Origin of the sequence: Komagataeibacter europaeus (genome assembly GCF_002173515.1) — a bacterium.
Classification (GTDB): Bacteria; Pseudomonadota; Alphaproteobacteria; order Acetobacterales; family Acetobacteraceae; genus Komagataeibacter; species Komagataeibacter europaeus.
Genome location: NZ_CP021467.1, coordinates 1219623 through 1243468 on the forward strand (window position 1 = coordinate 1219623; position 23846 = coordinate 1243468).

At 61.9% G+C, this 23846-nt stretch carries 24 protein-coding genes, 1 tRNA gene and 1 pseudogene; 13 read left to right on the forward strand and 13 right to left on the reverse strand.

Going from position 1 to position 23846, the window contains the following annotated elements; translation table 11 throughout:
• Positions 1-11 precede the first annotated feature (11 nt).
• Positions 12-470, reverse strand: a complete 459-nt coding sequence (locus tag S101446_RS05520; RefSeq protein ID WP_042710843.1) for an MlaD family protein — start codon at positions 468-470, stop codon at positions 12-14.
• A 123-nt stretch (positions 471-593) separates the two neighbouring features.
• On the opposite strand from S101446_RS05520, the gene S101446_RS05525 reads away from it, so the two are divergent.
• The gene (locus S101446_RS05525) at positions 594-1436 is read left to right on the forward strand and encodes an undecaprenyl-diphosphate phosphatase (protein WP_087607849.1); all 843 of its coding nucleotides are present in this window, start codon (positions 594-596) and stop codon (positions 1434-1436) included.
• Positions 1437-1463: 27 nt separating this feature from the next.
• Here the strand turns inward: S101446_RS05525 and S101446_RS05530 are convergent, their stop codons facing one another.
• Positions 1464-2693: a mechanosensitive ion channel family protein gene (locus S101446_RS05530; RefSeq protein ID WP_010508002.1), complete on the reverse strand. Its 1230-nt coding sequence runs from the start codon at positions 2691-2693 to the stop codon at positions 1464-1466.
• A 176-nt stretch (positions 2694-2869) separates the two neighbouring features.
• Here S101446_RS05530 and S101446_RS05535 point away from each other — a divergent pair.
• Positions 2870-2944: transfer RNA gene (locus tag S101446_RS05535), tRNA-Met, on the forward strand.
• A 30-nt stretch (positions 2945-2974) separates the two neighbouring features.
• Here S101446_RS05535 and S101446_RS17660 read toward each other — a convergent pair.
• Positions 2975-3142 (reverse strand): hypothetical protein, encoded by a 168-nt coding sequence (locus S101446_RS17660; protein ID WP_157684824.1) that lies wholly within the window; start codon positions 3140-3142, stop codon positions 2975-2977.
• 178 nt (positions 3143-3320) lie between these two features.
• On the opposite strand from S101446_RS17660, the gene S101446_RS05540 reads away from it, so the two are divergent.
• From S101446_RS05540 to S101446_RS05550, 3 genes are all read left to right on the forward strand, one after another.
• Positions 3321-3542 carry a hypothetical protein gene (locus tag S101446_RS05540; RefSeq protein ID WP_087607850.1) on the forward strand — a complete coding sequence of 74 codons (222 nt, stop codon included), beginning with the start codon at positions 3321-3323 and terminating at the stop codon, positions 3540-3542.
• A 173-nt stretch (positions 3543-3715) separates the two neighbouring features.
• The gene (locus S101446_RS05545; RefSeq protein ID WP_087607851.1) at positions 3716-5167 is read left to right on the forward strand and encodes a right-handed parallel beta-helix repeat-containing protein; all 1452 of its coding nucleotides are present in this window, start codon (positions 3716-3718) and stop codon (positions 5165-5167) included.
• A 394-nt stretch (positions 5168-5561) separates the two neighbouring features.
• Positions 5562-6482, forward strand: coding sequence for a DMT family transporter (locus S101446_RS05550; protein ID WP_244184596.1), 921 nt, complete (start codon positions 5562-5564; stop codon positions 6480-6482).
• A 139-nt stretch (positions 6483-6621) separates the two neighbouring features.
• On the opposite strand, the gene S101446_RS05555 is transcribed toward S101446_RS05550, so the two are convergent.
• Both S101446_RS05555 and S101446_RS05560 read right to left on the reverse strand, forming a co-directional pair.
• Complete coding sequence (locus tag S101446_RS05555; RefSeq protein ID WP_087607852.1) at positions 6622-7524, reverse strand: sulfurtransferase; 903 nt, start codon at positions 7522-7524, stop codon at positions 6622-6624.
• A gap of 226 nt (positions 7525-7750) precedes the next feature.
• Complete coding sequence (locus S101446_RS05560) at positions 7751-9151, reverse strand: M20/M25/M40 family metallo-hydrolase (protein ID WP_087607853.1); 1401 nt, start codon at positions 9149-9151, stop codon at positions 7751-7753.
• A 304-nt stretch (positions 9152-9455) separates the two neighbouring features.
• Between S101446_RS05560 and S101446_RS05565 the strand changes: the two genes are divergently transcribed.
• Together S101446_RS05565 and S101446_RS05570 are read left to right on the forward strand one after the other, a co-directional pair.
• Positions 9456-9626 carry a CsbD family protein gene (locus S101446_RS05565; protein ID WP_244184527.1) on the forward strand — a complete coding sequence of 57 codons (171 nt, stop codon included), beginning with the start codon at positions 9456-9458 and terminating at the stop codon, positions 9624-9626.
• 119 nt (positions 9627-9745) lie between these two features.
• The gene (locus S101446_RS05570) at positions 9746-9985 is read left to right on the forward strand and encodes a hypothetical protein (RefSeq protein ID WP_087607854.1); all 240 of its coding nucleotides are present in this window, start codon (positions 9746-9748) and stop codon (positions 9983-9985) included.
• A gap of 153 nt (positions 9986-10138) precedes the next feature.
• Here the strand turns inward: S101446_RS05570 and S101446_RS05575 are convergent, their stop codons facing one another.
• Complete coding sequence (locus S101446_RS05575; protein WP_087607855.1) at positions 10139-11365, reverse strand: DUF2075 domain-containing protein; 1227 nt, start codon at positions 11363-11365, stop codon at positions 10139-10141.
• Between the two features lie 163 nt (positions 11366-11528).
• On the opposite strand from S101446_RS05575, the gene S101446_RS05580 reads away from it, so the two are divergent.
• Both S101446_RS05580 and trhA read left to right on the forward strand, forming a co-directional pair.
• Positions 11529-11780 carry a hypothetical protein gene (locus tag S101446_RS05580; protein WP_019086957.1) on the forward strand — a complete coding sequence of 84 codons (252 nt, stop codon included), beginning with the start codon at positions 11529-11531 and terminating at the stop codon, positions 11778-11780.
• 461 nt (positions 11781-12241) lie between these two features.
• Positions 12242-12919, forward strand: coding sequence for a PAQR family membrane homeostasis protein TrhA (gene trhA, locus S101446_RS05585; protein WP_010507988.1), 678 nt, complete (start codon positions 12242-12244; stop codon positions 12917-12919).
• 56 nt (positions 12920-12975) lie between these two features.
• On the opposite strand, the pseudogene S101446_RS18750 reads toward trhA, so the two are convergent.
• Positions 12976-13094, reverse strand: a pseudogene (locus S101446_RS18750) (IS5/IS1182 family transposase); the annotation flags it as partial.
• Positions 13095-13441: 347 nt separating this feature from the next.
• The gene (locus S101446_RS05595) at positions 13442-14851 is read right to left on the reverse strand and encodes a sugar porter family MFS transporter (RefSeq protein ID WP_087607857.1); all 1410 of its coding nucleotides are present in this window, start codon (positions 14849-14851) and stop codon (positions 13442-13444) included.
• 249 nt (positions 14852-15100) lie between these two features.
• On the opposite strand from S101446_RS05595, the gene S101446_RS05605 reads away from it, so the two are divergent.
• The gene (locus S101446_RS05605) at positions 15101-16429 is read left to right on the forward strand and encodes a DUF6056 family protein (protein ID WP_087607858.1); all 1329 of its coding nucleotides are present in this window, start codon (positions 15101-15103) and stop codon (positions 16427-16429) included.
• Between the two features lie 110 nt (positions 16430-16539).
• On the opposite strand, the gene S101446_RS05610 is transcribed toward S101446_RS05605, so the two are convergent.
• Positions 16540-16839, reverse strand: a complete 300-nt coding sequence (locus tag S101446_RS05610; RefSeq protein ID WP_087607859.1) for a hypothetical protein — start codon at positions 16837-16839, stop codon at positions 16540-16542.
• 107 nt (positions 16840-16946) lie between these two features.
• Between S101446_RS05610 and S101446_RS05615 the strand changes: the two genes are divergently transcribed.
• On the forward strand, positions 16947-17210 hold the full coding sequence (locus S101446_RS05615) for a hypothetical protein (RefSeq protein WP_244184533.1): 264 nt from the start codon (positions 16947-16949) through the stop codon (positions 17208-17210).
• A 96-nt stretch (positions 17211-17306) separates the two neighbouring features.
• Here the strand turns inward: S101446_RS05615 and S101446_RS05620 are convergent, their stop codons facing one another.
• The 4 genes from S101446_RS05620 to S101446_RS05640 form a co-directional block, all read right to left on the reverse strand.
• Entirely contained in the window at positions 17307-17603 is a 297-nt protein-coding gene (locus S101446_RS05620; protein WP_010507981.1) for a hypothetical protein, read from the reverse strand.
• A gap of 1056 nt (positions 17604-18659) precedes the next feature.
• Positions 18660-19694: an alcohol dehydrogenase AdhP gene (gene adhP, locus S101446_RS05630; RefSeq protein WP_087607860.1), complete on the reverse strand. Its 1035-nt coding sequence runs from the start codon at positions 19692-19694 to the stop codon at positions 18660-18662.
• 142 nt (positions 19695-19836) lie between these two features.
• Positions 19837-21096, reverse strand: a complete 1260-nt coding sequence (metC, locus tag S101446_RS05635; RefSeq protein WP_010507979.1) for a cystathionine beta-lyase — start codon at positions 21094-21096, stop codon at positions 19837-19839.
• 11 nt (positions 21097-21107) lie between these two features.
• Positions 21108-21956: a sulfurtransferase gene (locus S101446_RS05640; protein ID WP_019085562.1), complete on the reverse strand. Its 849-nt coding sequence runs from the start codon at positions 21954-21956 to the stop codon at positions 21108-21110.
• A gap of 118 nt (positions 21957-22074) precedes the next feature.
• On the opposite strand from S101446_RS05640, the gene S101446_RS05645 reads away from it, so the two are divergent.
• Positions 22075-23151 (forward strand): AI-2E family transporter, encoded by a 1077-nt coding sequence (locus tag S101446_RS05645; RefSeq protein WP_010507977.1) that lies wholly within the window; start codon positions 22075-22077, stop codon positions 23149-23151.
• The gene (locus S101446_RS05650; protein WP_019091068.1) at positions 23148-23846 is read left to right on the forward strand and encodes an endonuclease/exonuclease/phosphatase family protein; all 699 of its coding nucleotides are present in this window, start codon (positions 23148-23150) and stop codon (positions 23844-23846) included. The genes S101446_RS05645 and S101446_RS05650 overlap by 4 nt, the downstream gene beginning before the upstream one ends.

Here is a 23846-nt window from a genome sequence, read left to right on the forward strand (position 1 = left end):
GGCGTGGCCGATCAGTCACTGGGCAGGCCGCCATTGCCGAAGATGTAGTTGCTGACCTGCTGTTCCAGGCTGAGCGGTTCACGCGTATTTGTAATGACCGCGCCGGGCTTCAGCCTGTCCGCGGATTGCCCCGGCTGCACCAGCAGTGCCGTGTCCGCCGTAAGGGTCGGGCTGCCGATCGAAAGGGTTGTATCCGTCGGCAGTGACAATGTACGGTCCAGCGTAAAGCCGACATTGGCCATGTAGGTTGCCGGGTCCAGTGCAATGGAGGTCACGCGCCCCACGGGCACGCCGTCCATGTCCACATTGGCCCCGACCGCCAGCCCGTTTGCCGAAATGAAGCGCGCCATGACAGGGTAGCGATCCTGTGACCCGCCGCTTTGCGAAGCGCGGGCGTAGACACAGAACCCTCCCGCAACCAGAAGGACAAGCCCGCTGGATATGATCGCGCCACTTCTCTGCCTTGCCATGACGGCTCCCTGCCCGATGCGGCCACGCGCCATCCCGAAATCCGCCGCAATGCCGGGCGATGTGGGACCGGCGCTATGCCTTGCCTTATCTTTTCATCCTACTGCGTCATGGACGGGCGGACAATGACACTCATCCAAGCTATTATCATTGCAATCATTCAGGGTTCCACAGAACAGTTTCCCATAAGCAGTCTCGGGCACGCGGCCATCGTGCCTGCCCTCCTGCACTGGCCCGTTGACCTGCATGGGGAAATGTTCCTGCCCCTGCTGGTCATGCTGCATCTGGGCACGTGCGCGGCCCTGCTGGTTTTTTTCTGGCGCGACTGGGTGGCGCTGCTCACCGGGGCGGCCGGACGCCATGGCGTCAACATACAGATGGACAGCATCCGCATCCTTGCGCTGCTGGCAGTCGCCACCATTCCCGCCGTGGTGATTGGCGGCCTGTTTGAACACGCCATCCGCAGCCTGTTCGGCACGGCGCGGTATGCGGCGGTTTTCCTGACGCTCAACGGCGTCATGCTGCTGCTGGTGGACCGGATGCGCGCGGGCCTGCTGCCCGCCAGCAACCGATCGCTCGCGTCCCTGGGTTTTGGGGAGGCGCTGGTGATCGGCCTGTTTCAGTGCCTTGCCTTCTTCCCCGGCCTGTCGCGTTCGGGGGCGTGTATTGTCGGTGGCCTGCTGCGCGGGCTGTCGCATGAAAATTCGGCGCGGTTCGCCTTTCTCATGGCGCAGCCGGTCATCCTGGCCGCCACAGTGCTGGAGGCGCTGAAGCTGCGCCACGCCCCGCCGCAGCCCGAACAGATGCACATGGCGATCATCGCATCCATCGTGGCGGGCGTGGTGGCCCTGGTGTGCACCGGCATCCTGATGCGCTATTTCCGTGACCATGAGGACTGGGCGCTGCGCCCGTTTGGCTGGTACTGCATCGTGGCGGGCGGGGCGTCGTTCGTCTACCTGTCCTTCTGAAGGAACGGTGCAGGTTTCCGCGTGTGGTCAGCCGTGGCCCTGCCCGCCGTCGGTCATGCTCATGCCGCCGCCACTTGTACCGCTGCGCGGCCCCATGTAGGCACCGGGCGGCGGGCGCTTGACGGGCGGCGACAGCATGCCCGGATCCCCCATCACATCCAGCCCCGATGCCGACGCCACGTGCGATATGCGGTCACGCGGCAGGGCCTCGGGGCATTCATCACGCAGGAAGGCGAGGATCTGTTCACGGATCTCGCACCGCAGGTCCCAGCTCTGCATGGCTGAACGGGCACTTGCGATCACGCGGATCGTCATGACATGGGCGTTGCAATCGGCCACCTGCACCGCGAATTCCTTGCCATCCCATAACGGGGCGGAATGCACGATTTCGCGCAGGCGTTCACGGATGCGGTCCATGGGGGCGTTGAAATCCACATACACGAACACCACGCCGATCAGGGCCGCCGAATTATGCGTCCAGTTCTGGAACGTGTTTTCCAGGAAATACGAAATCGGCACGATATGCCGCCGCCAGTCCCATACCCGCAGCACGACGTAGGTGGAGGTGATTTCCTCCACCCACGCCCAGTCACCATTGATGATGATGAGGTCTTCCATGCGGATGGGCTGTGTCATGGCGATCTGCATGCCCGCGAACAGGTTGGTCAGCAGCGGGCGGGCCGCAAGACCGACCACCAGCGACGCCGCCCCGGCCGATGCGAACAGGCTGAGGCCATACTGCCGCACCGGTTCGAACGTCATCAGCGCGGCCCCCACGGTCAGCAGGCCGATCAGCAGGTCGGTCGTGCGCCGCAGCACGCGCACCTGCGTCATGTGGGTGCGCAGCAGGATGTCATCCTTGTCATCCTTGCCATTGATCCGCTTGAGATACGCATCGGACAGGATGCGCGTGGCCACCACCGCGGCGTAACCCAGCATCAGCACGAACAGCACCACCAGCGTATGCGTGGTGGCCTGCATGATGTCATAGGGCAGGCCCGATACCGGCAGCGCCGTGCCGACAAACACGATCACCAGCATGATGCGCACGGGGCGCTGCATGGCCATGGTGAACGACCGGACAAAGGCCCCGCGTTTCTGCCCCGGTATGCGCAGGATCAGTTTCGTGATGAACCGGCTGAACATCTCCGCCACCAGTCCCGCCACGCACAGCATGAGTATGGAGGACAGCAGTCCCGGCAACCACCCGAAGAGGTGCCGGATCTTGGTCAGGAGCGCCAGGAATTCTGTTTTCACGAAAGATGCGTAGCCTTTTCGGGTGGTTTACGGGTCATGGGCGAGATCGCCAGTAGTACCCCCTGTTGGGGGGATGTGACAAATCAATGGGGTTTTCCGATCTTTTCATCCCGTTTTCAAAACACGGGTTGACTTGCCCCGATAGCGCGGGTATTCCGCACTCATCCTAACGCGATGGCGGTGTAGCTCAGCGGTAGAGCAGGGGAATCATAATCCCTTGGTCGGCGGTTCAAATCCGTCCACCGCTACCATCTGCGTTAGGATTGATTTTCCTTACATTTTCAGACTTTTCCGGGGTCATCATCCGCCCCCGTCGCGAGTTGTTTTAGCAATCCGCAATTCCCTGTTTTAGCATTCTCCTGTTCTAAACGATAACGGGTGACCTTTGTTGCGGCGCTCTGTGCGCGACGTTTCTGGCTTGCTTCACGCATATAACGACTGACCATCATCTGCCCTGGTCAGGATCGTCCCGGCATTATGGCGGGACATGGTATCCAGCAGTTGCCTTTCCTGCTCATGCAGGGGGATTCAGACGCGTGTACTGGTCTTGAACCGGACAACATAAATCCCCTCCCCGTCGTAATCTGACCATTTCATCTTGATCAGATCGCGCAGCCAACGGATTTCGTGATCACGTATCTGGGCACCGGCAACACGATCGCCAACCGGACACTGATCGCCGAAGCCCTGACGGACATGTTTGTCCGCCTGTCCAGCCCCCATCGGGCCGGTCACGGGCACCATAAGCTGCGCGGCGTGATCCATGGCAGCGCCCAAATACGCGGTGGCGGATTTCCTGCGCGCGGACGAACCGGTCTACGACCCGTTCGGGCCCTGTCTGGCGCGTGAAGGCCGGAAGCGTCACGGTGAATTATTTCCCTGCTGATGTATCGTATGCCGATGATGCACTTGCCACAGTGCGCAACCCAGTCAGGTGCCGCACGTCAGACGCAGGGCGGCCAGACCCGCACCCTAACGACGACGCAAACCGAATTCGTCAGCGATCTTGGTGGAGATATCGCATGAAAAACATTTTTCTTCCTGCCGTGCTGTCCCTTCTGCCCGCATATGCGTTTGCGCAGTCGGTGCCGGACGGGCAGTCGTATCGGACTGCAGGGAACCCGAATAATACTGTCCGGTCTGCCGACACGGCTGACAGCGTTTCCACATGGATCGGGAAGAAGATGGACGTGCAGAACGGCACCGCCGTCTCTCCCACGCTGAAGGGAGGCGTCGAGATATCTGCCCCGTCGGACAGGCCAGGGGCAGCGGGCACCGCCATTCCCAACACATTCTGGGTTGATCGGTATTACAGCCCGAAAACATGGTTCATAACCACGAATACGACATGGACCGTATGCAGGTCGGGATGTGCCTATAAAAACCCCCTTGATGCGTGGAATGCGGCCCTGAACGCCAATTTCCTCAATGGCGCGATCCTGACGATCAGTATTGGCGATGGCATCTACAATCTCGACAATCAGTTTTTCACCAACGTCACGAAAACCGAGCATGTGCACATAGTTGGCGATACGGCCGCACCGGATAAGGTTGTCCTGAATTTCACCAAGACAAAGGGCAACAATCTGGGGGGATTTGCAGCCTATAATGGCGGGAAAATCGGCCTGATCAATGGCATGACAATCCAGGCACCCACTGACGGCACGGGTGCGCTGGCATCGACTGACAGATATGGTCGACACGTCTGGAACAGCCAGAGTTACGGTGCAGGAATCGCGGCCTACGGGGCTGGATCAAATATAGTCGTAGGGTCCCACGTCGTCATTCACGGCCTGTATTACAGTATGGTCGCGGATAATAATGGCGGGATCGATGCGCCACAGGGTGGTGTCGCCATGTCGCTCGCAGGGGACGTCAACGCCATGGCGCGCGGCGGCGGCGTAATCGTCTGCACGCCGTGTTCGGCAACCGACGCCAGCGATTATACCCATCCCGACAATACTCTTGGATCCAACTATGATGCCGAGCGTGGCGGTTCGCTCTACATCGACGGGTCCACCGGCTCAAAGTCCCTCATAACAGGTGTCGTGGGCCTGACCGGTGGCCATATCTGGGCGCATCATGTCACGCTCACCGGGTCGCTCATCCCGGCATCGGGACAGGGGGCGTGGATTACCGGAAATTCTTCGGCAGAGTTCACCGGTTGTAACATCTCGGGCTACAACATCGGCGTCAACGCCACGAACGGTGGTTATGCCAGCGTGGATACATGTAACATCCATAGGAATATCCAGGGCGGGATTGTGGCCGATGGCGGCCGCGTGACTGGCGCTTCCGCCATTATCACCGACAATACGACCTACGGCATACAGGCCCTGCATCAGGGGTCAGTCGTCATGTTCGGAACCTACGCCGGCATGCGGGCAAACGGCACGAACTTCTCCGCGCAGCCTGCAGGCGTCGAACATAGGTCAGGGTCCGCCTATACCGCTTCCAGCATTGATGTGCAGTAACGGCGCGCCGCTGGCGGCGACGTCCCTATCGCAGCCTGTTCTGGAAAAAGGCCACGTCGTGACCGGCACCAACATTCCCCGGTTGCCCGACATGTCCGTGCGCCTGCCAACCCACCGTCAGGCTGTTGCCGCCATCTTCCCGTCCATCAATGGCTTCTACACTCCACGCCGACGCCATTCATATCCGGGCGGCATCAGCGCCCTCGCCTTTCAGGCAGGCGTGGCATCATCACGGCCTGACCGGCATAAGACCATCACAGATCCACATGCATCCACCCGCCCGGAATGCATGCTGTCGCAGCAGGGTTGGCATGCCCCAATGTTCCGATTTGGCAATGGCCGTCCCCATGATCATCGGATATACGTGGCGCGCCGTCATCCCAGCGGAGCCGCCATGGATCGCCTTCACAGCCGCACTGTCGGCATTTTCCTTGTCGCACTGTCCGCCGTGCTGTGGAGTACGGCGGGCCTGTTCGTGCGGATGAGCCACCTGGACACATGGACCATCGTGGCGTGGCGTTCGTTCTTTTCCTTCGTGACGCTCGGCGGGGCGGCCGTGGTGCTGTACCGGGGCGAACTGGGGCGGGTCATCATGCGGCAGGGGTGGCCGGGGGTTTTTGCCGTGGCCGTGTCCGTGGTGTCGGCCATCTGTTATGTCATGGCCCTGCGGATGACGACGGTGGCCAATGTCATGATCATCTATGCCGCCCTGCCCTTCATCACCACGGGCATTGCCTTCATCTGGCTGTGCGAACGGGTCACGGTGCGTTTCCTTGTGGCGGGCAGCATCGCGATCGCGGGCATCGCCATCATGGGCCGGGCCGCGGCAAGCCCGCGCGACCTGCTGGGCCTTGGCGCCGCCGTGGTCATGACAACCGGTTTCGCGACGCAACTGGTGCAGGTGAAGCGGTATCCGTCGCTGGACATGACCATCATCATCACCCTGATGTCGGGGATCTGCATGCTGGTGGCCATTCCCTTCATGCAACCGGGTATTCCGCCGTTCCGGTCCATGCTGGCCTGCGCCCTGTTCGGCACCCTGACGATGGGGGTGGCGTATATGCTGCTGCTGAAGGGCGGGCGGCTGATTTCCTCGGGCGAGGCCGGGTTCATCTCGATGCTTGATGTTGCCCTGGCCCCGTTATGGGTCTGGTTCTTCTATGGCGAACGCCCGACCGGGGCGGTCATGGGTGGCGGGGCCATCGTGCTGGGGGCGGTTGCGTGGTACCTGCTGACCAGTCGCGCACCCCGCGCCGCCAGCCCTGTCGCCAGCCCGACATGGGCCGGGTCTGACAGCCGCGAAACAATGCATTGACAAATAAGGAACAGAAGTCTCCGGGCGCTGCCTTTTTGCCAGAAACTTCTTTTGCGCCGTGGGGCGTCCTACGGATCGGGCCTCACGTATCTTTATTGCCGTAAAAGAAAACACGCGGCCCGATCCGTTCCCGACATGATCAGTTGCCGCGATACGGGGCGGCGGCCCTGGGCAGGCCGTCCTCGATCGGCAGGGCCGGGTTACGGGACCATTCGTTCCACGATCCCATGTAGATCCGCAGCCGGCTGAAACCGGCGGATGCCAGCGCGACATAGGTATTGGCCGCCCGCGCGCCCTTGAAACAGTAGATGATGATGTCATCATCGGGCCGCAGGCCGCGACTGGCGGCAAGGGCGCGGATTTCGTCCACGCCGCGGAAGGCGGCATGGTTGTCGGTCACTTTCATGAAGTCATACCACTCGATCCAAACCGCGCCCGGTATGCGTCCCTTGCGCGGGGCGAAATCCACGCCGTAGGGCGACGAGCTTTCACCCAGCCATTCCACCCGGTCACGGTTGTCCAGCAGCCTGACCGTGGATGAGCCCAGGGCGGCGCGCACGTCCTCGTACGTGGCCATGAGGGCGCTGTTGATCCGCAGCGGGAATGTGGTGCGCACGGGCGTGACTGTTTCGGTCGTAAGCGCCCCGCCTTCCTTGCGCCAGGCGTTCAGCCCGCCATCCAGGATGCCGACAGCGGGATAGCCAAGGTAGCTGAGGATCCAGTACCCCCGGCATGATGCGCCATAGCGGGTATGCAGGGCGTCTTCGTAAACGATGGCGGTCTTTTTTCCATCCAGTCCGTAATCGGCAAACAGGTTGGCGAATGTCTGCTGCAGCGTGTGCAGGCCATCATGCGTTGTTTCCGCCAGATAGGTGAAGATGTCGGGCATGTTGACCGCGCCCGGAATATGGCCCGCGTCGAAATCCTTCCGGTCGCGCACATCGATCACGACCGCATCGCCACTGGCAAGCAGCTGGCGCACATCATCGGGCGAATGGAGAACTGTTGTCGGCATGACGGCTTCCTGCATGGTTCGGAACATGGTCCCAGCCCTATCAGAAACATGGCGGGCCTGCCCCCTGCCCCATGCAGGTTAGCCATCACCGGGGCGCAGGCGCGCATTGCCTTCACCGGGCAGGGCCCGTTTCAGGTATCGGGCAGGCCGCAAAGACGTCTGCCGGGAAAGCTTTTTTCGGAACGTTTCGGAAAACGCAGCCTTCTTGCAAGAAGGCTGCGCCCGGAAACCTCCGCTGTCGTGAAATGCGCCGTCAGTTGGACAGGTCGGGAATGATGGACAGCAGGAAGTCCACACCCGGCGCGATGGCGGCCACCGGCGTGCGTTCGTTCAGGCCATGCATGAAGTTTTCCGACGGCTTGATGAACAGCGGGCTGGCTTCATAGCTGGGCACGTTGTGGCTGCGGAACCACATGTTGTCCGACGCCCCCGCCTCCATGGACGGGATGACCGGCAGGCCGGGATAGACGCCATGAATCGCCTTGGTGACCGCATCAATGAATCCCGGGTTCATGGGGGAGGCATCGGTCGCGACCGACCCGGCCGAGACATCGCGCACCTGCACGTTCGGGTCCGCAACCACCTTCTGCAGTTCGGCCTGGATGTCGGCCTTGGAATGGCCGGGGAAGATACGGCAGTTGATATTGGCCGTCGCCCGCTGCGGCAGGGCATTGAGCGCATGGCCCCCGTTCACCATCGTGGCGACGCAGGTCGTGCCGATCTTGCCCACCATGGACGGGTCGGCCGACAGGGTCGCAATCGCCTTTTTATCCGCCGGGTTGGCGGCGAACGCCTTCATCGCCGCACCCAGCCTGCCCGGTTCCAGCTTGGCCGCCCCTTCGAAATAGGCGCGGGTGATGTCGTTTTCCTCGGGTTTGAACTGGTATTTCTGGATACGCGACAGGGCCGCGGACAGTTCGGCAATCGCGTTGTCCGCGCGGGGTTCGGACGAATGACCACCGGGGTTGGTGACCGTCAGTTCATAATCGGCATAGGTCTTTTCCGCCGCAGCCCATGCGAAATATTCCGGCTTGCCGGTCTGTTCATTCAGCACGCCATCGGCGCCATCGACATTCAGCACCATGCCCGCATCGGACAGTTTGTCCGCCAGCGCCGCGCCGCTGCGCATGTCCGTTTCCTCATCACCGGAGAAGGCGAGGATGATCGTCCGCTTCGGCCTGTAGCCCTCGCGCCGCAATTCGATGAGGGAGGCAATCGCCAGCGTGTCATCCAGCTTCATGTCCGTGGCCCCGCGGCCGAACAGGTAGCCATTCTCCACCACCGGGGTAAAGGGATCACGCTTCCAGTCGGCGGGTTTCGCCTCCACCACGTCCATGTGGCCCAGCACCACCAGCGGCCTGAGCGACGGGTCGGTGCCATGCCACGTGGCGGTCATGTACATGGTTTTGCCGACCGGGACGATCTGGATGTCCTTTTTGGAAAAGCCACCGGCCACCAGCGCCTTGCTGAACAGCCTGGCCACGTCCGCCGTCCTGTCGCCCGGCCCGGCGACCGAACGCAGCGCAATCGCCTTTTCCGCAAGATCCAGCGCCTGGGCATCGGCCTGCGGGTGCGGCACCACATCGGCGTGCGCCATGGGGGGAAGCAGGGCCGGAAGGGCCGTAAAGGCAAGCAGGGCCATGACTTTGCGCATCAATCAGGTACTTTCCAAAATTATCATTTCGATAAAATAATGACATGGAACCGCCCCGCATGCCAGCCACCCGCCCCGTGGTTGCCGGACACGCGATGGCGACGGGTACATGCGCAAAATACGGGCGCGCGCATGGCCGGGCGGGTCATCTGACCGGGCATGGCAGTTGCCATCATGCATTAAATGTCTGTCAGGTATGCATTAATTGTTGCATGCGCACATGCGTCATGCTGTTGTCTGACATGCGCATGGCGCAGCATTCTTTCCAATGAACGAAAGGTCTGACATGGATCGTTTCAAGACGATGCTTAGCGGTCGCACCAACATGCTGCTGGGCCAACTGAAACAGGAAATCGGCTACGCCACGGGCCTGCGGCGGCTGGAACGCCAGGGGATCGCGCAGGAAATGCGGGGCTTTTCCCAGACGGCCCGCCTGCACCGCATGGCGACCATGGACCGGTCCGAACAGGGCTGAATACCCCGCGCCCCATTCATGATGACAAACGCATAACCGCATCGCGCGCATGGAGGTTGCCGGGAAACCGGCAACCCGTACGATGGCCCCATTACCTTATCCAATCAGGAATGACGGCCATGAGCAAAGACCAGATCATCGACATGCCCTTCACCACGGACGCCATGAAGGCGGCCATTGAACGGCGCATCATCCAGGCCCCCGGCCTGTCCGATTCCCAGAAGCATGACCTCAGCGTGACCCTTGCCGGCCTTGATGCGGCGAAACTGGCCACGCTGGTTGAAACCGTGCTGGGTCATGCCATTGAATCCGGCCCCGAAATCCTGCCGTACCTGCAGCGCCTGGGCCAGCGCGACTGACAGGCCGTTCAGGACAACAGTGTCCGGGTGCCGCCTTTTCCCCGAAAGGCGGCGCTCCCTGCGTTATAACACACACCACCTGATCCCCTGCCCCCACGGACAGCCATTACGCCACCATCTGGCCGGCGCCGCATGCCCGTGCTGCCGGGACGGTCACGCGCGGGCCTTCCACAATGCCGCCAGGCGGGCATGCAGGCGCGGATCGCTGGCGTAGATGTACAGCCCCCTCACCCCCCGTGTCATGAGCACGTTGATGGAATTGAGGATGATGCGTTCCATCACCGCCTGCGGGTTGGCTACCCCGTCCCGCCCGGTAAAGGCGGCGCGGTCCTCGTACCGTGACGGGTCGATCACGATCCGGTCGGCAGCCGGATCATAGGTCACGGAGGGGCCAAGGATGACACCCGCGTAATTCAGGTCGAACCCCTGTATGGTATAGACCGATCCCACTTCATCAATCGTATCCGGCCGTTCCGCCCATGGCAGCCGCGCCTGTGGCATGGCGCGGTCCCAGCGCAGGTGAAAGCGTCCCTCGGTAATGAAATGGTCGTGCCCGTTCAGGGTATAGGGATAATCATACGTCGCCAGCATGCGGCACAGGCCGTACTGCGTGTTGCGCTGCCTTATGGCTTCATACATGGCCTGCGCATCGTCAAAGATGCGGAAGTCAAAGGGCTGCGGGGCTGGCAGGGGCAATAGCCTGCCATCGCGCAGCGCATGGATCCACGCCATGACATCCGCATGGGCATGCACGCGGAACTGCTGGTCCAGCCTGCGGGTCACCACCGGATAGCCCGCCACGAGCCGGGCCAGCGTGGCGTCGTTCCACAGGCTCTTGAACTTCAGCACCTGATACGCGTCGAATATGATGACCACGACATGGGCATGGCGGATGATTTCCGCCAGCTGGTTATCCTGCCGGAACCGGTTGTAGGGATCGCTGCGGGTCAGCAGCAGGTGTGCCTCATCCACCAGTACGATGTCGGCGCGGCCGTCATGTGCCGACATCTGGTTGATGAAGGTGGTCGGGCGTTCGAAATCCTTCTTGCGCAGGCAGGATTCGGTTTCGGAAATGTTGCGGTACAGCTTGATCATTTCCGGGTGGTTGACCAGCAGCCAGTTGCGGCTGCCATGCAGCGGGTCGTGCGGGTCCCGTCCCCTTGCCGCATCCTGTATGGCGGTGAACAGGGAATTGAGCAGCAGGCTCTTTCCCGTGCCCGCGTCCCCTTCGATGATGAACAGCGCATGGTCATCCCCCCGGTGGGCGCGGCAGAAGGCCATGACCTCCGCCTTCAGCGCCTGCTGCCGGTCCGTCAGCGTCATGGTCGGGGCAAGACGCGCAAGCGCGCTGTCGGGGGCGTGGGAAATGGGGTCTGGCATGTCTGTCCCTTCTGGTGGTCCCCTTTTATGCCGTGGGGTGGCTGACCAGATATGTGAAATATGACGCAAGGGCATGTGTACCCTGTTGGTGTTCCTGCCCTGTCATGCGTTATATCATCCACGCACGCGCATACCGCGCATCATTCAGACAGGATTGCCCATAATGACCGACAAACCCACCGCCGCCGCACGCGAACACATGCACAAGCTGGCGGACAAGGGCCAGAAGGAACCCAAGCTGCTGACCAAGGAAGAGGTGATCGCACTGGGCCAGCACGTCGCCAAGGAACATGGCCGCGCCACCGAGGCCGAACATGAAATCGCCAGGAAGGCGCAGCACAACCCCGAAGGCATCACGGCAGCCGAAATCAAGACCCTGTGCAACCACGTCAAGGGTGAACGCACGGCCCGCTAAGGGCGGGAACCGGGGAATGTCGGGCATGTATCCGGTATTCCCCGGTTTGCTTTTCTACCGACCGTTCAAATTGATAAATGGCAGGTTTCCTGGCGTCCCCTTTTTTCAGAAAGGCGGCGCGTCCCGAAGCTTCCTGCAGGATGTCCCGAACGCAGGCCTGTCAAACATCCCCTTACGATAAAGGCCGCTTTGAAAATAAAGACCGTGGCCAGACGCTTTTTGGTGTTTTCCCATTAACGGGTTGTTGTGGAACAATTCCTTGGCCAGAATCCGGATACGGAGCGACCGCCCCATCAGGTGGCGTGGACTGCATGATCCGCAGGCGACGTGATGGAACAGGTGACTGATGCGGCCTGTTGGGACGCCTCACGCATGCATGATCTTTTTTGCATATATAGAAACAGACTTATTCATTATATGGGATCGGACCTGCGGAAAAATAAGGAGTATTTTCCGCCGCCATGAATACCCGCACACGTTTTCCCATCTATTCCCTGTCCGAACGGGCCGTTGACCTGCTGGTGCATATCATTGGCGTGGCGGGGCTGGGGTATGGCGTGCTGTGGCTGGTGCGTACCGCCATGCTGTCCCATTCGGGGCTGGAAACCGGGGTGACGCTGCTGTACTGCGGGGCGATACTGGCGACGTGCCTGTCTTCGGCAGCCTATAATTTCTGCCCGTCATGCTGGCTCAAGGGCGGGCTGCAGCGTGTTGACCAGTCCGTGATCTTCGTCGCCATCGCCGCGACCTATACGCCTTTCATCCTGCTGGGTGGCCACGGCAGGGGCAGCGTGTGGTTCTGCGCCCTGTTATGGGCCATGGCCGGGACGGGGGTGCTGGCCAAGATGTGTTTCTTCACATGGTCACGCCGCTTTCACGTCGTGCCCTATCTGTGTGTTGCGTGGGTTTTCTTCCTGTGCCCCGATCCGTTGGTCTGGACGCTGCCGACACCTGTCTTTTTCCTGATCGTGCTGGGGCTGGTGTTCTTCTGTATCGGCGTTGTGTTCTACATGCGTGAAAACATGCCGTTTTCCAACGCGCTGTGGCATGTGATGGTCGTTCTGGGGGCTGGCACGCACATGGCCGCCGTGGGGTCCATGCTGCTGCACTACAGCCGGGGGCCGATGCGGGGCTTCTAAGAGCGGCACGTATTCCCTACGCCAGATGTCGTAGCTTCCTTCCCTAAAGGCCTGGTTCAAAAAGCGACCTGAACGATTTTCCGCACAACCCTGCGGACATGGGCGATGATCGGTCGGGGATGTGGGGATGAAACCGTCGCCTCCCCCTGCTGAGGCGACGGTAGCGACCAAGCCAGACAATAAAAAGAATGGCCTTGAGACGATGCGCCGCAGCATCCGTGCGCGGGGAACGGTCCAGATGCTTCCTCCGTGGCGTCAGTGGGGCGATCAGGCGATACGCAGGTTACCGGTATTCCAGATCATCGCGCCGATACTGCGCACGGCGTGATTTCATCAGCTTGTTGCAGACCCGTGAACCATAACGGAATGGAATAAATAAATGTGGAGATACAAATAATTTTAAGTGAATATTTTAAAAAATAATGCCGCCTTAAAAAAAGGCGGCACACAGAAAATTTTTTACTTAAATTTACCAATAAATTATTTTCAGGCAGTCCTGAACAATCCACCTGTCAATCAGGTCTAACGCCCGATTTCACGCAGCGGTCGGCCGGCTTCCAGATGCTGTTCGATCACCTCCAGCGGCACGTCACGGGTTTCGGGCACCAGTGCCAGCGTAAACAGCACGAACACCACGTTCATCACGCTGAAACCGGCAAAGGTCCAGCCCGCCCCTGCGACCGCCACGATGCTGAGGAACGTGTTGCTGACCGCCCAGTCCATGCCCCAGTTGGCCAGCGTAGAGCAGGCGACGCCAAAGTCCCGTCCCTCGATCGGCTGGATTTCCGAACACAGGGTCCACACCAGCGGCCCGGCCCCCATGCCAAAGCCCGCCACGAACACCAGCAACGCCGCCACCAGCGCCAGCACCGCGCCAAGTCCGGTCAGGTGCATCCCCTCGATCACGCCCGCCGCGGCCAGGGCCACCGCCATGATGATGCAGCTTGTCACCAGCAGCGGCCTGCGCCCCCAGCGTGAAACCATGAAAATGGCCAGCACGCCCACGACCGCGTTGACCGCGCCGACCATGACCGTGGCCCATGCGGCGGCGGCGGTGCCGAAATGCGCCCCTTCCAGAATCTTGGGCGCGTAATACATCACCACATTGATGCCGGTCAGCTGCTGCATGACCTGCAACCCGATGCCAAGGGCGACGGAGCGGCGGAAAAATGGCCTGGTGCGCAGCAGGGCGAAGCCGCCTACCGGCTTGCCCGCGCCCAGTTCGCGGCGGATGTTGTCCAGTTCCCGGTCTGCCGTCACCTCATCCCCACGCAGGCTGCGCAGGACCTTGCGGGCGTCCTCGAACCGGCCCTTTGCCGCCAGCCATGACGGGCTGGACGGCAGGAACGCGCACCCCATGAACAGCAGCGCCGCCGGAATGACCGGCAGCCCCACCATCAGCCGCCAGTGCCCGCCACCCGACAGGATGCCGCCCGCCAGGTACCCCAGCAGGATGCCCGCCGACTGCAGCATGGAAAAGGTGGTCACCATGGTGCCGCGCATGCGCCCCGTCGTCAGTTCGGAAATATACAGCGGCGCGGTAAAGGTGCAGATGCCAATGGCCATCCCGATCAGGAACCGCCCCAGCAGGATCTGCCCGATCAGGCCAGCCGTGGCGCATAACAGCGCCCCCAGCCCGATCAGCAGCGTGGCCATGCCCAGCGCCAGCCTGCGGCCAAAGCGGCTGGAAAACACGCCCGCCGCCCCGGATCCCAGCAGCGCGCCCACCATCAGCACCGACACGACCCATTCCTGCGCCCGGGCGGAGGCATGGAAATCATGGCCGATGAAGCCCAGCGCCTCCGCGATCAGGCCGGTATCCAGCCCCACCAGCAGTCCCGCGCACGCAGTGGTCAGGGCCGCGCGCGCCGCAGCCCCGCCCGTACCGGCGGATGGCGGGGGCGACCCGGCAGTGGCCGGGGTGGCAGGCACCGCGCCATGCGGGGGGGAGACGGATTGATCGGCAGGCTGTAACACGTGGCTCTATCCCCTGATCTCCGGCATGATCGTGATTGACGGGGCCGGTCAGGATGGATTCATAGGCGATGCGACGGCATCGATCCATGATACAACCCCGGTCACGGATCAATTGCACGAACGGCCCCGGGGCCAGACCGCATCATTTTTCCGCAGGGATGCCCGTCATGGTGGAATCCCGGACCGGCAGGGGCCCAGTATCGAATGAAACCATCCGCATGCATCCCCCCCCGCCCCGAACCCGGTGAACGGGTCGGGCTGGCGCTATGCTTCATGTTCCTGCTGTGGGCCAACTGGGTCACGCCGCTATGGGCGGATGATTACTGCCGCACCATGCCGTTCCACCCCGCCACCATCGTGCGCATCGTATGGGGCAACTACAATTTCTGGACCGGGCGGTGGTTCACCACGCTGGCAACCTTTTTCGTGCTGGACCTGCGGCCCTATGGGTCGCTTGCGGCCTTTGCGGTGGTGAATGCGGGCATCTTCACATTTCTGGTGCATGTCGTGGTGCATATGTGCCGCGCGGTGGCGGGGCGGCCCCCCCCTGCCTGCTGGCGGGACGGCATGGTGCAGTACCTGCTCGTGTTTCTCATGCTGTGGTGGCTGCCGCGCACCATTGGCGAGGTCGCGTTATGGAAAACCGGGGCCATTGGCTATCTGTGGCCCGTTGCGGGGGAAATGTGGCTGCTGGCGCGCATCCTGTCCCGCCGCACGGACATGAACGGGGTGCAGCATGGCGCCGTTTTCCTGATCGCCACCTTTCTTGAACCGCTTTCGCTGCTGCTGACGCTGGTGCTGGCGGGGGATGCGGTGCGGGCGTGGAAGCGGGGACAGCGCGCGCCATGGGCGCTGCTGTGCAGCCACGGCATGGGCACGCTGGTGCTGGGAATCGCGCCAGGCAACTATGTGCGCATGCGCACCATGACGCCCAGCCCGGTCCTGGACCGGCTGGATGGGCTGCTGGGCAATCTTGGCAGCCTGTTTGACCCGTTCTGGCTGCCATTCGTGGCGGTGATCGGCACCGGCCTGTTCCTGGGGCGGCGGCAGGCCCCTTTTCCCGCCTGCCTGCGCGCGGGGCATGGGGCATGGTTTGTCGGGCTGGCGCTGGCCTATATGGCGCTGCTGCTCATGTTCCCGCGTGAAGCACTGGCCGCGCGGGTATCCTTTCCCGCCAGCGTGCTGCTGGTGTGCTACCTGACCTGCCTGCTGTTCACCTGCCCCGCCGGGCGGGTTTTCAGTTGGGTCATGGCATCGGGCTGTGCCGGGCTGGCTGTCATGCATATGGCCATTGTGGTGCCTGATCTTGTGCTTCTGGCGCGCATAAGCCACGACCGGGTGGCCAGCACGCGCGAACAGGTGGCACGTGACCAGCCGGTCGTCCTGCCCCGCGTCACGATGGGGCCACGGCACAAGCTGCTGTATGTGCGCAAGGACATCATTTTCGTAGGCATCAACCCCGACCCGCACAACATGCTGACCATGTGTTTCGCACGCGCCATGGGGGCATCGTCCGTCCGGTCCGTGCCATGATGGATGATACAAGGTAACAAAATTTTCTGGGTGCCGCCTTTTTTGCAAAAGGCGGCGTTTTCCGAAGCGTTCTGGAAAAACGCTTCGCCAGGAACTTCTGCCTTGACCTTTTACTGACCGCCGTTACCGGGCGGCGGGGGCGCGGGCTGCGATCCCCCTTCCGGCGGGCCATTTTCGGGCTGCTGCTGCTGGTTTTCACGCGCTTCCTTGCGCGCATGGTGGCGTCGCGCCATGCCTGCGGCACATCCGGCAGCCGCCCCGCCCTTGGCATGGCCACTGCCAACGAAATGCCCCGCCACGCCACCGGCGACGGCCCCCTTCACGCAGCCCCCCGGTTCCGCCCGTGCCGCAAGCGGCAGGACGAGGACAGTCGTGGTGGCAAGGGCCAGTGCGGTACGCCTGAAAAACATATCTTATCCCATCGGGTTGGTGTTCAGGGCGTTCAACGGCGGACCGTGGCGCGGGTTCCCCCGTCCCGATCCCGCGCGGTTTCAAGGGGTATCAGGGAACGGCAGTCATGCAGGGGCAACGGTTGCCAGCCATCGTGGCATCTTTCATCCTCTGCCCATCAATCCAACGGGAGAATACCGACATGGCCAAAGAACCGACAGACGTCATCCACGCCGCCCTGATCCACGCCGCCGCCACCCTGACGGCCGCGAAAAAGGACGTGATGGAAAAAGCATCCCCTGCCGAGGTGAAGAAGCATTTCAAGACCTTCCTTCACACGCTGGAAGAAGGCTGGCGCGAGCATGAGGCAGGCGATCACCACCATTCCTGATCGCGGGGCGTGAATGCACGAAAGGGGGCGGCGCCATCTGGCACCGCCCCCTTTCGCCGTTCAATACCGAAGTTTCCGGCTGCTGCGTTATTTCAATTAGCGATGCCCGGTGAAAAACTGGCTCATGTCGCCCTTGGTCTTGTGGCCCCAGTTATCCAGTTTCTTGCCGGTCCGGTCGCCCCAGTCCTTGGCGCTGTCGGTCTTTTCCGCCGCCTTTTCATGCGCTTCGTGGGCCTTTTCACGGGTCTCCCTGCTGGTTTCATGGGATTTCAGGCGCACTTCACATTCCGCATGATCCGTCACGCCGTCGCAGGAATCCGCCAGCGCGGGCACCAGCATCGCCACGTTCAGCCCGGTTGCGCACAGCCCTGCCAGAATCACCGTTTTTTTCATGATACCCTTACCTGTCTTTCAGTTTCTGCATTATCGACATGTCGGCATGACCGCGCATGCCCTATCCGATAGGAAAAACGCGCCCCCGAAGCCGAAGTTTCTTCAGGTCATTCCACAGGCCCATAATATGTATCGACTGCGTATTTTTCATATATAAAATTTCAAGAAGTTATATTAAAAATATATATTGGTTATCATGAAAATTCTTATAAATAAAAAAATAATTAATACCCTTAATCTCAATCATATAAACGTTGACAATAAATCAATATATTTACGTTTCTGGAATAAGCAGGCCGAAATAGAAAGCTATTCCTGGTTCAAGAACAGCACGCTGTTTCAGAGACTGTTTGAAAAGTTAGCCCGGAAAACATTCAGCAATCATAAAGAAGTTTTTGGTGAAGCTTTTTTCAAAAAGCTGCGAAGAACGCCACCTTTTTGAAAAAAGGTGGCACCCAAAAACTTTTATTATTTTTTATCAATCGCTTGTTTTCAAACAGTCTCTCAGTGTGGCGCCTTTTCCTATTCCTTTTCAAAAATTTACGCGGATGTCACCGTAGGCAGGTATTCATCCATCTCCCATGGGTTTGGCGATTTCAGTCGATCCCATCCCCTGAATTCCGTAACGTCCAGTCCGGTTGTCACTGATGATTTTTACCGGGATCTGGCGCATTCCCCCAAAAAAACTGGAATCTCCTGCCATTCGATTCTGATTACGGAAGAATTGTCATCGGGAATGACTGCTGGACTGGAGCGATCCCCTCAAGTTCATGGAAATGTTTGAAACCAGAACTGCAGAAATAAAGAAATTCAATCCACCTAAAATAAAGTTTTCCGATTTGAGACCGGAACCCGACAATAAAATAGCGCACCTGTCCGAAAAATTACTGCATCGTATCGGCATCCTTTAGCCGGAATGCGCAATAACCCTGCCGTTTTACATCGGACAGCCACCTGCCCCGGGGCGCGACGACGGGATGCATCTTTCCCGCTCGCGCCCTCCGGTTACACGATACGCCACCCTGAACGGGCATCAGGGTGGCGGCTGCCGTCGTTTCAGGCCCCGTTACGGAAATCCAGCACCACGCGTCCCTTTACCCGGCCATGCTGCAGGTTGTCGAAAATGGTGTTGATGTTTTCCAGTTTGTCCGTGCTGACCACCGTCGTCACCTTGCCATCAGTGAAGAAGGACATGGCTTCGATCATGTCCAGCCGCGTGCCGACAATGGACCCGCGCACGGTCGTGCCATTCATCACCATGTCAAAGATGGACAGCGGGAAGTCACCGGGCGGCAGGCCGTTCAGCACCACCGTGCCGCCGCGCCGCGCGTAACCCACCGCCTGGCTGAACGCCTTGTCCGACACGGCGGTGACCAGCACGCCGTGGGTGCCACCGGTCTGTTCGCGGATATAGGCGACCGGATCCTGCTTCAACGCGTTGACGGTCACGCGCGCGCCCAGCTTGCGGGCTTCTTCCAGCTTTTCATCGCTGATATCCACCGCCGCCACGTTCAGGCCCATGGCCACCGCGTACTGGATGGCCATCTGCCCAAGTCCGCCCGCGCCGGAAATGGCGACCCATTCCCCGGCCCGGGTGTCCGTCATCTTCAGGCCCTTGTACACCGTCAGCCCCGCGCACAGCACGGGGGCCGTCTTGATCGGGTCGATGTCTTTCGGCAGATGGGCGACGTAATTGGGGTCGGCCACCACGTATTCGGCAAAGCAGCCATTGACGGAATAGCCGGTGTCCTCCTGCTTTTCACACAGGGTTTCCCATCCGCCCAGACAGTGTTCGCAATGCCCGCAGGCCGAATACAGCCACGGCACGCCCACCACGTCGCCGGTCTTGATCCAGTTGACGTTGCTGCCGACCTCGACCACATGGCCGATTCCCTCGTGCCCCGGGATAAAGGGCGGCTTGGGCTTGGTGGGCCAGTCGCCACGGGCGGCATGCAGGTCGGTATGGCAGACGCCGCAGGCATCGACCTTGACCAGGATCTGGTTGGTGTTGATCTGCGGAATGTCCAGTTCCTCGATCGTCAGCGGCTTGCCGAATTCCCGTACAACCGCAGCCTTCATCTTTCCAGCCATCTTGCACCTTCCGTTCCGATGTCACGGCCCCGGCCATGGAGCCACCATTCCCTGCGCCACCCGCCCGGCCGGCATGGCCGGACGGGGGCATCGTGTATGGGGCAAGTGTCCCATCCCTGCCCCGTCGCAACCTTGATCTACGTCAGTCCGTCCCCCGCCCTGCGCGGGCGGCAGACATGCCATCCAGACCACGCGCCAGATCGTCCACCAGCAACCCGCCCGCTTCCAGCCCGACATGCAGCCTGCACGCCGGTCCCGCGCCCGTAACCGACAGGCACGAACGCGAGATCCCGCCCGTGGTGGGCAGCACAAGGCTTTCATACCCGCCCCATGACGCGCCAATGCCGAAATGCTGCAGCCCGTCGATCATGGCGGTCATGTCCGCGGTCGTGAAGCCCGCGTCAAACACCACGCCGAACAGGGAGGACGCGCCACTGAAATCCCGCGCCCAGTATTCATGCCCCGGGCATGACGGCAGGGCGGGATGCAGCACGCGATGCACCTCGGGCCGGGACTGCAGCCACAACGCCACCCCCAGCGCGGTGGCCGCCTGGCGTTCCAGCCGCGCGCCCATGGTGCGCAGACCGCGCAGCGTCAGCCAGCAGTCATCCGGCCCCGCCGTCTGCCCCGCCTGTATCGCGGTGTCGCGCAGGGGCCGCCAGTCGGCATCCGACGCCACCGTGACCGCGCCGATGATGGTGTCGGAATGGCCCGCGGCGTATTTGGTCAGCGCCTGAACCGAGACATGCGCCCCATGCGCGAACGGGTTGAACAGGCCGATGCCCCATGTGTTGTCCACCACCAGCCGCGCGCCAGCCCGGGCGGCAAGGCGGCCGAGCATGGGAATATCCTGCACCTCGAACGAATGGCTGCCGGGACTTTCGGCAAAGACCAGGCGGGTATCAGGCCGCACCAGCGCCTGAAGCTCGGTCTCGGTCGCCATGGGCGGGAAATAGGTGACATCCACGCCAAAACGCCGCAGCACCCTGTCGGCAAAGCGCCGGGTGGGACCATAGACGGAATCGGACAGCAGGCAGTGATCGCCCGCCTGCAGGTAGGCCAGCAGCGGCAGCGTGCAGGCCGCCAGCCCCGATGGCACGACCTGCGCGTGGGTGCCGCCCTCGATTTCGGCGATGACCGCTTCCAGCCTGTGCTGGATGGGGGATCCCATGGCGCCGTAGATCAGTTCCGGCCCATAGCGGCCATGACCGGCGCGGTCCATGGCCTCCAGGCTGGAGAACAGCACGGTGGAACCCCGCTCGGCGGCGGGATTGACGAATACGCCCCTGTCGCCCTCCGGCCGGTCGCGCCCCATCTGGACAAGCCGCGTGGACATGTCGCGCCAGCCGCGTACGACGCGTTCAAGCAGGTCAGGCGGCACCAGCGCCATGGGATCGGTCATGTCGGCCGCCCTTACGCGCCGCACACGATGGGCGAATCAGGCGTGGACGCCCATTCCGCCCATGACCCGTCATAAACCGCGGGTTCCCCCGCGCCGCCCCCGATGCTGACCAGCGCCAGCGCGATCATGCACGCGGTCATGCCGCTGCCGCACGAACACGTCACGGGCGTGCTATCGGTCACGCCAAGGCTGGCGAACTTTTCCTTCAGCGTATCAACGGGCAGGAAGCGGCCATTGTCATCCAGCAGTTCGGTATAGGGCAGGCTGCGCGCGCCGGGCATGTGGCCGGATTCGATCCCGGCGCGGGGTTCGGGGTCACGGCCCTCGAACCGGCCCCGGCTGCGGGCGTCAAGGATCAGCCCCGGCAGGCGGCCATGCACGATGTCCAGCACGTCGCCCGTGCCGTGCAGCCGGCCGTAGCGCGGGCGACTGACAAAGGGCGCGGGGGCGGCAAGGTCCGGCCCGGTTTCAAGCGCCAGCCCCGCGCTTTTCCATGCGGGCAGCCCGCCTTCGAGCACCTGCACCCGTTCATGACCGAACAGGCGCGTCAGCCACCATGCGCGCGCGGCGCAGGCCATGCCGTCCTGGTCATAGAACACGATGCGTTTCGTGTTCGCCATGCCGCGTTCGGTCGCAAGGCGGGCGAAGCGGGCCTGACCGGGAATGGTATGCGGCAGGGGGGAATCCGGGTCGGAAAACGTGTCGATGTCAAACCGCACGGCACCGGCGACATGGGCATTGGCGAAACGCTGCTGCGGGTCGAAGGCCTGTCCCGGCAACGCCATGGAGGCATCGAGCACAAGGATGTCGCCATGCTGGATGGCCTGTGCCAGGTCTGTGGCTGAGATCAGCGGATGCATACCTTCTCCCGGTGTTTAGGAATTGCGTGTCGCATAATAAGGTGCAGCATACGGCACGGGAACGAAAGTCCTGAACATTTGTCTTTCGTTTAATGGCAGGAGGGGATACGCCACCGCTATGGTCGAACGTATCATGATGGGACTGATGCTGGGGGGGATCGCATTCGGCTGCGTCCTGATCCTGTATCCGTTCATGACCGCCCTGCTGTGGGCTGCGATCCTGACCTTTTCCACATGGCCGGTGTTCATGCGGCTGCGGCGGCACATGTCGCTGCTGCCCGCGGCCCTGATCATGACGGTGCTCTGTGCGCTGGTGCTGGTGGTGCCGCTGGCCGCCGTGGTGTCCAGCAGCATTGCCGATGTCCCGGCGACACTGCAGTACGTGGTGGACGCGGTGGGCACGCTGCACCTGCCGCCGCTGCCCGCGCGCATTGCGCATATTCCGCATTTCGGCCCTGAAATTGTTGAAAAATGGCAGAAATGGTCCGTTGACATCGGCAGCATAGACCAGATCGTGCGCCCCTATGCCGGGCGCATCGGGCAATCGATCCTGACCGCCATGATGCAATTGGCCAGCGGGCTGGCGCATCTGGCCATGGCGCTGTTCATTTCCTTCTTCTTCTGGCTGGGCGGCGATGCGCTGGGCGATACCTTCGTCGCCGTGGTGCGGCGGATCGCGGGGGTGTATGCCGACCGGATCCTGCGCATCGTGGGCCGGACCATACGCGGCACGGTGTATGGCATCCTTGGCACCGCCATCATCCAGGGGATCCTGACCAGCATCGGCTTCGCCATCGCGGGCATTTCCAGCCCCGTGCTGCTGGGCGCGGTGACCGCCTTTGTCGCGGTGCTGCCCATCGGCGCGCCGCTGATCTGGATTCCCGCCGCCGTGTTCCTGCTGCTGACCCACCATCCGGGCTGGGGCATCTTCCTCCTGCTGTACGGCACGATCATCGTATCGGGGGCGGACCACGTCATCCGGCCCATGTTCATCGCGCGCGGGGCGCAGATGCCCTACCTGCTGACCGTGCTGGGCGTGCTGGGGGGGGTGCTGACCTTCGGGGGGCTGGGCATTTTCCTTGGTCCCGTCCTGATTGGCGTGGGCTATACCCTGACTGCCGAATTCGCTGCCGGTGATCCCCGGTCCAGAGATCCCGTCCCTGACGAAATACGCGAGCCGTTTATCGAACCATGACCCTAGCGCGCCCCTACCTTCGCCTGCCCTCAATCCAGCCCCGGCATGGCACGCCACCGCAGATGGACCTGACCCCGCCCGAGCGCGAGGGCGAGGCGATCAAGATCGTCAGCTGGAACCTGCTGCGCCGCATCGGGGCGACGGTACGTGACGTGATCGACCTGATCCGCGTCGAACGGCCCGACCTTATGCTGATGCAGGAAGCAACGGTGGAAATCGATGCCCTGCCCACGCTGATCGGCGGGCATTACGCGCGTTCCCCCCTGCCCGGCCGCATACACGGCCTGGCATGCTGGAGCCCGTGGCCCTACCGCCGCCAGCCGCTGACCTGCACCCTGCCCGCCGGCACGCTGATCCGCCGCGTGGCCCAGATCGTGGATTGCGGGACGGTGACGGTGGCCAATGTCCACCTGTCGCACGGGCAGCTGCTCAACCGCAGGCAGTTGCGCCGCGTCGTGCAGATCCTGCCGCACCAGGCTGCCATACTGGGGGATTTCAACCAGGTCGGTCCCGCCCTGATCCGGCATTTCCATGACGTGGGGCCACGCGAACCCACGCACCGCATGGCCGACATGCTGCCCATCCGGCTGGACCGCTGCCTTGTGCGCGGCCTGACCTGTATCGAACGCCATGTGATCGAGAATTACGCATCCGACCACCGCCCCATTTCCGTCCTGCTCAAACCCATGCGCTGA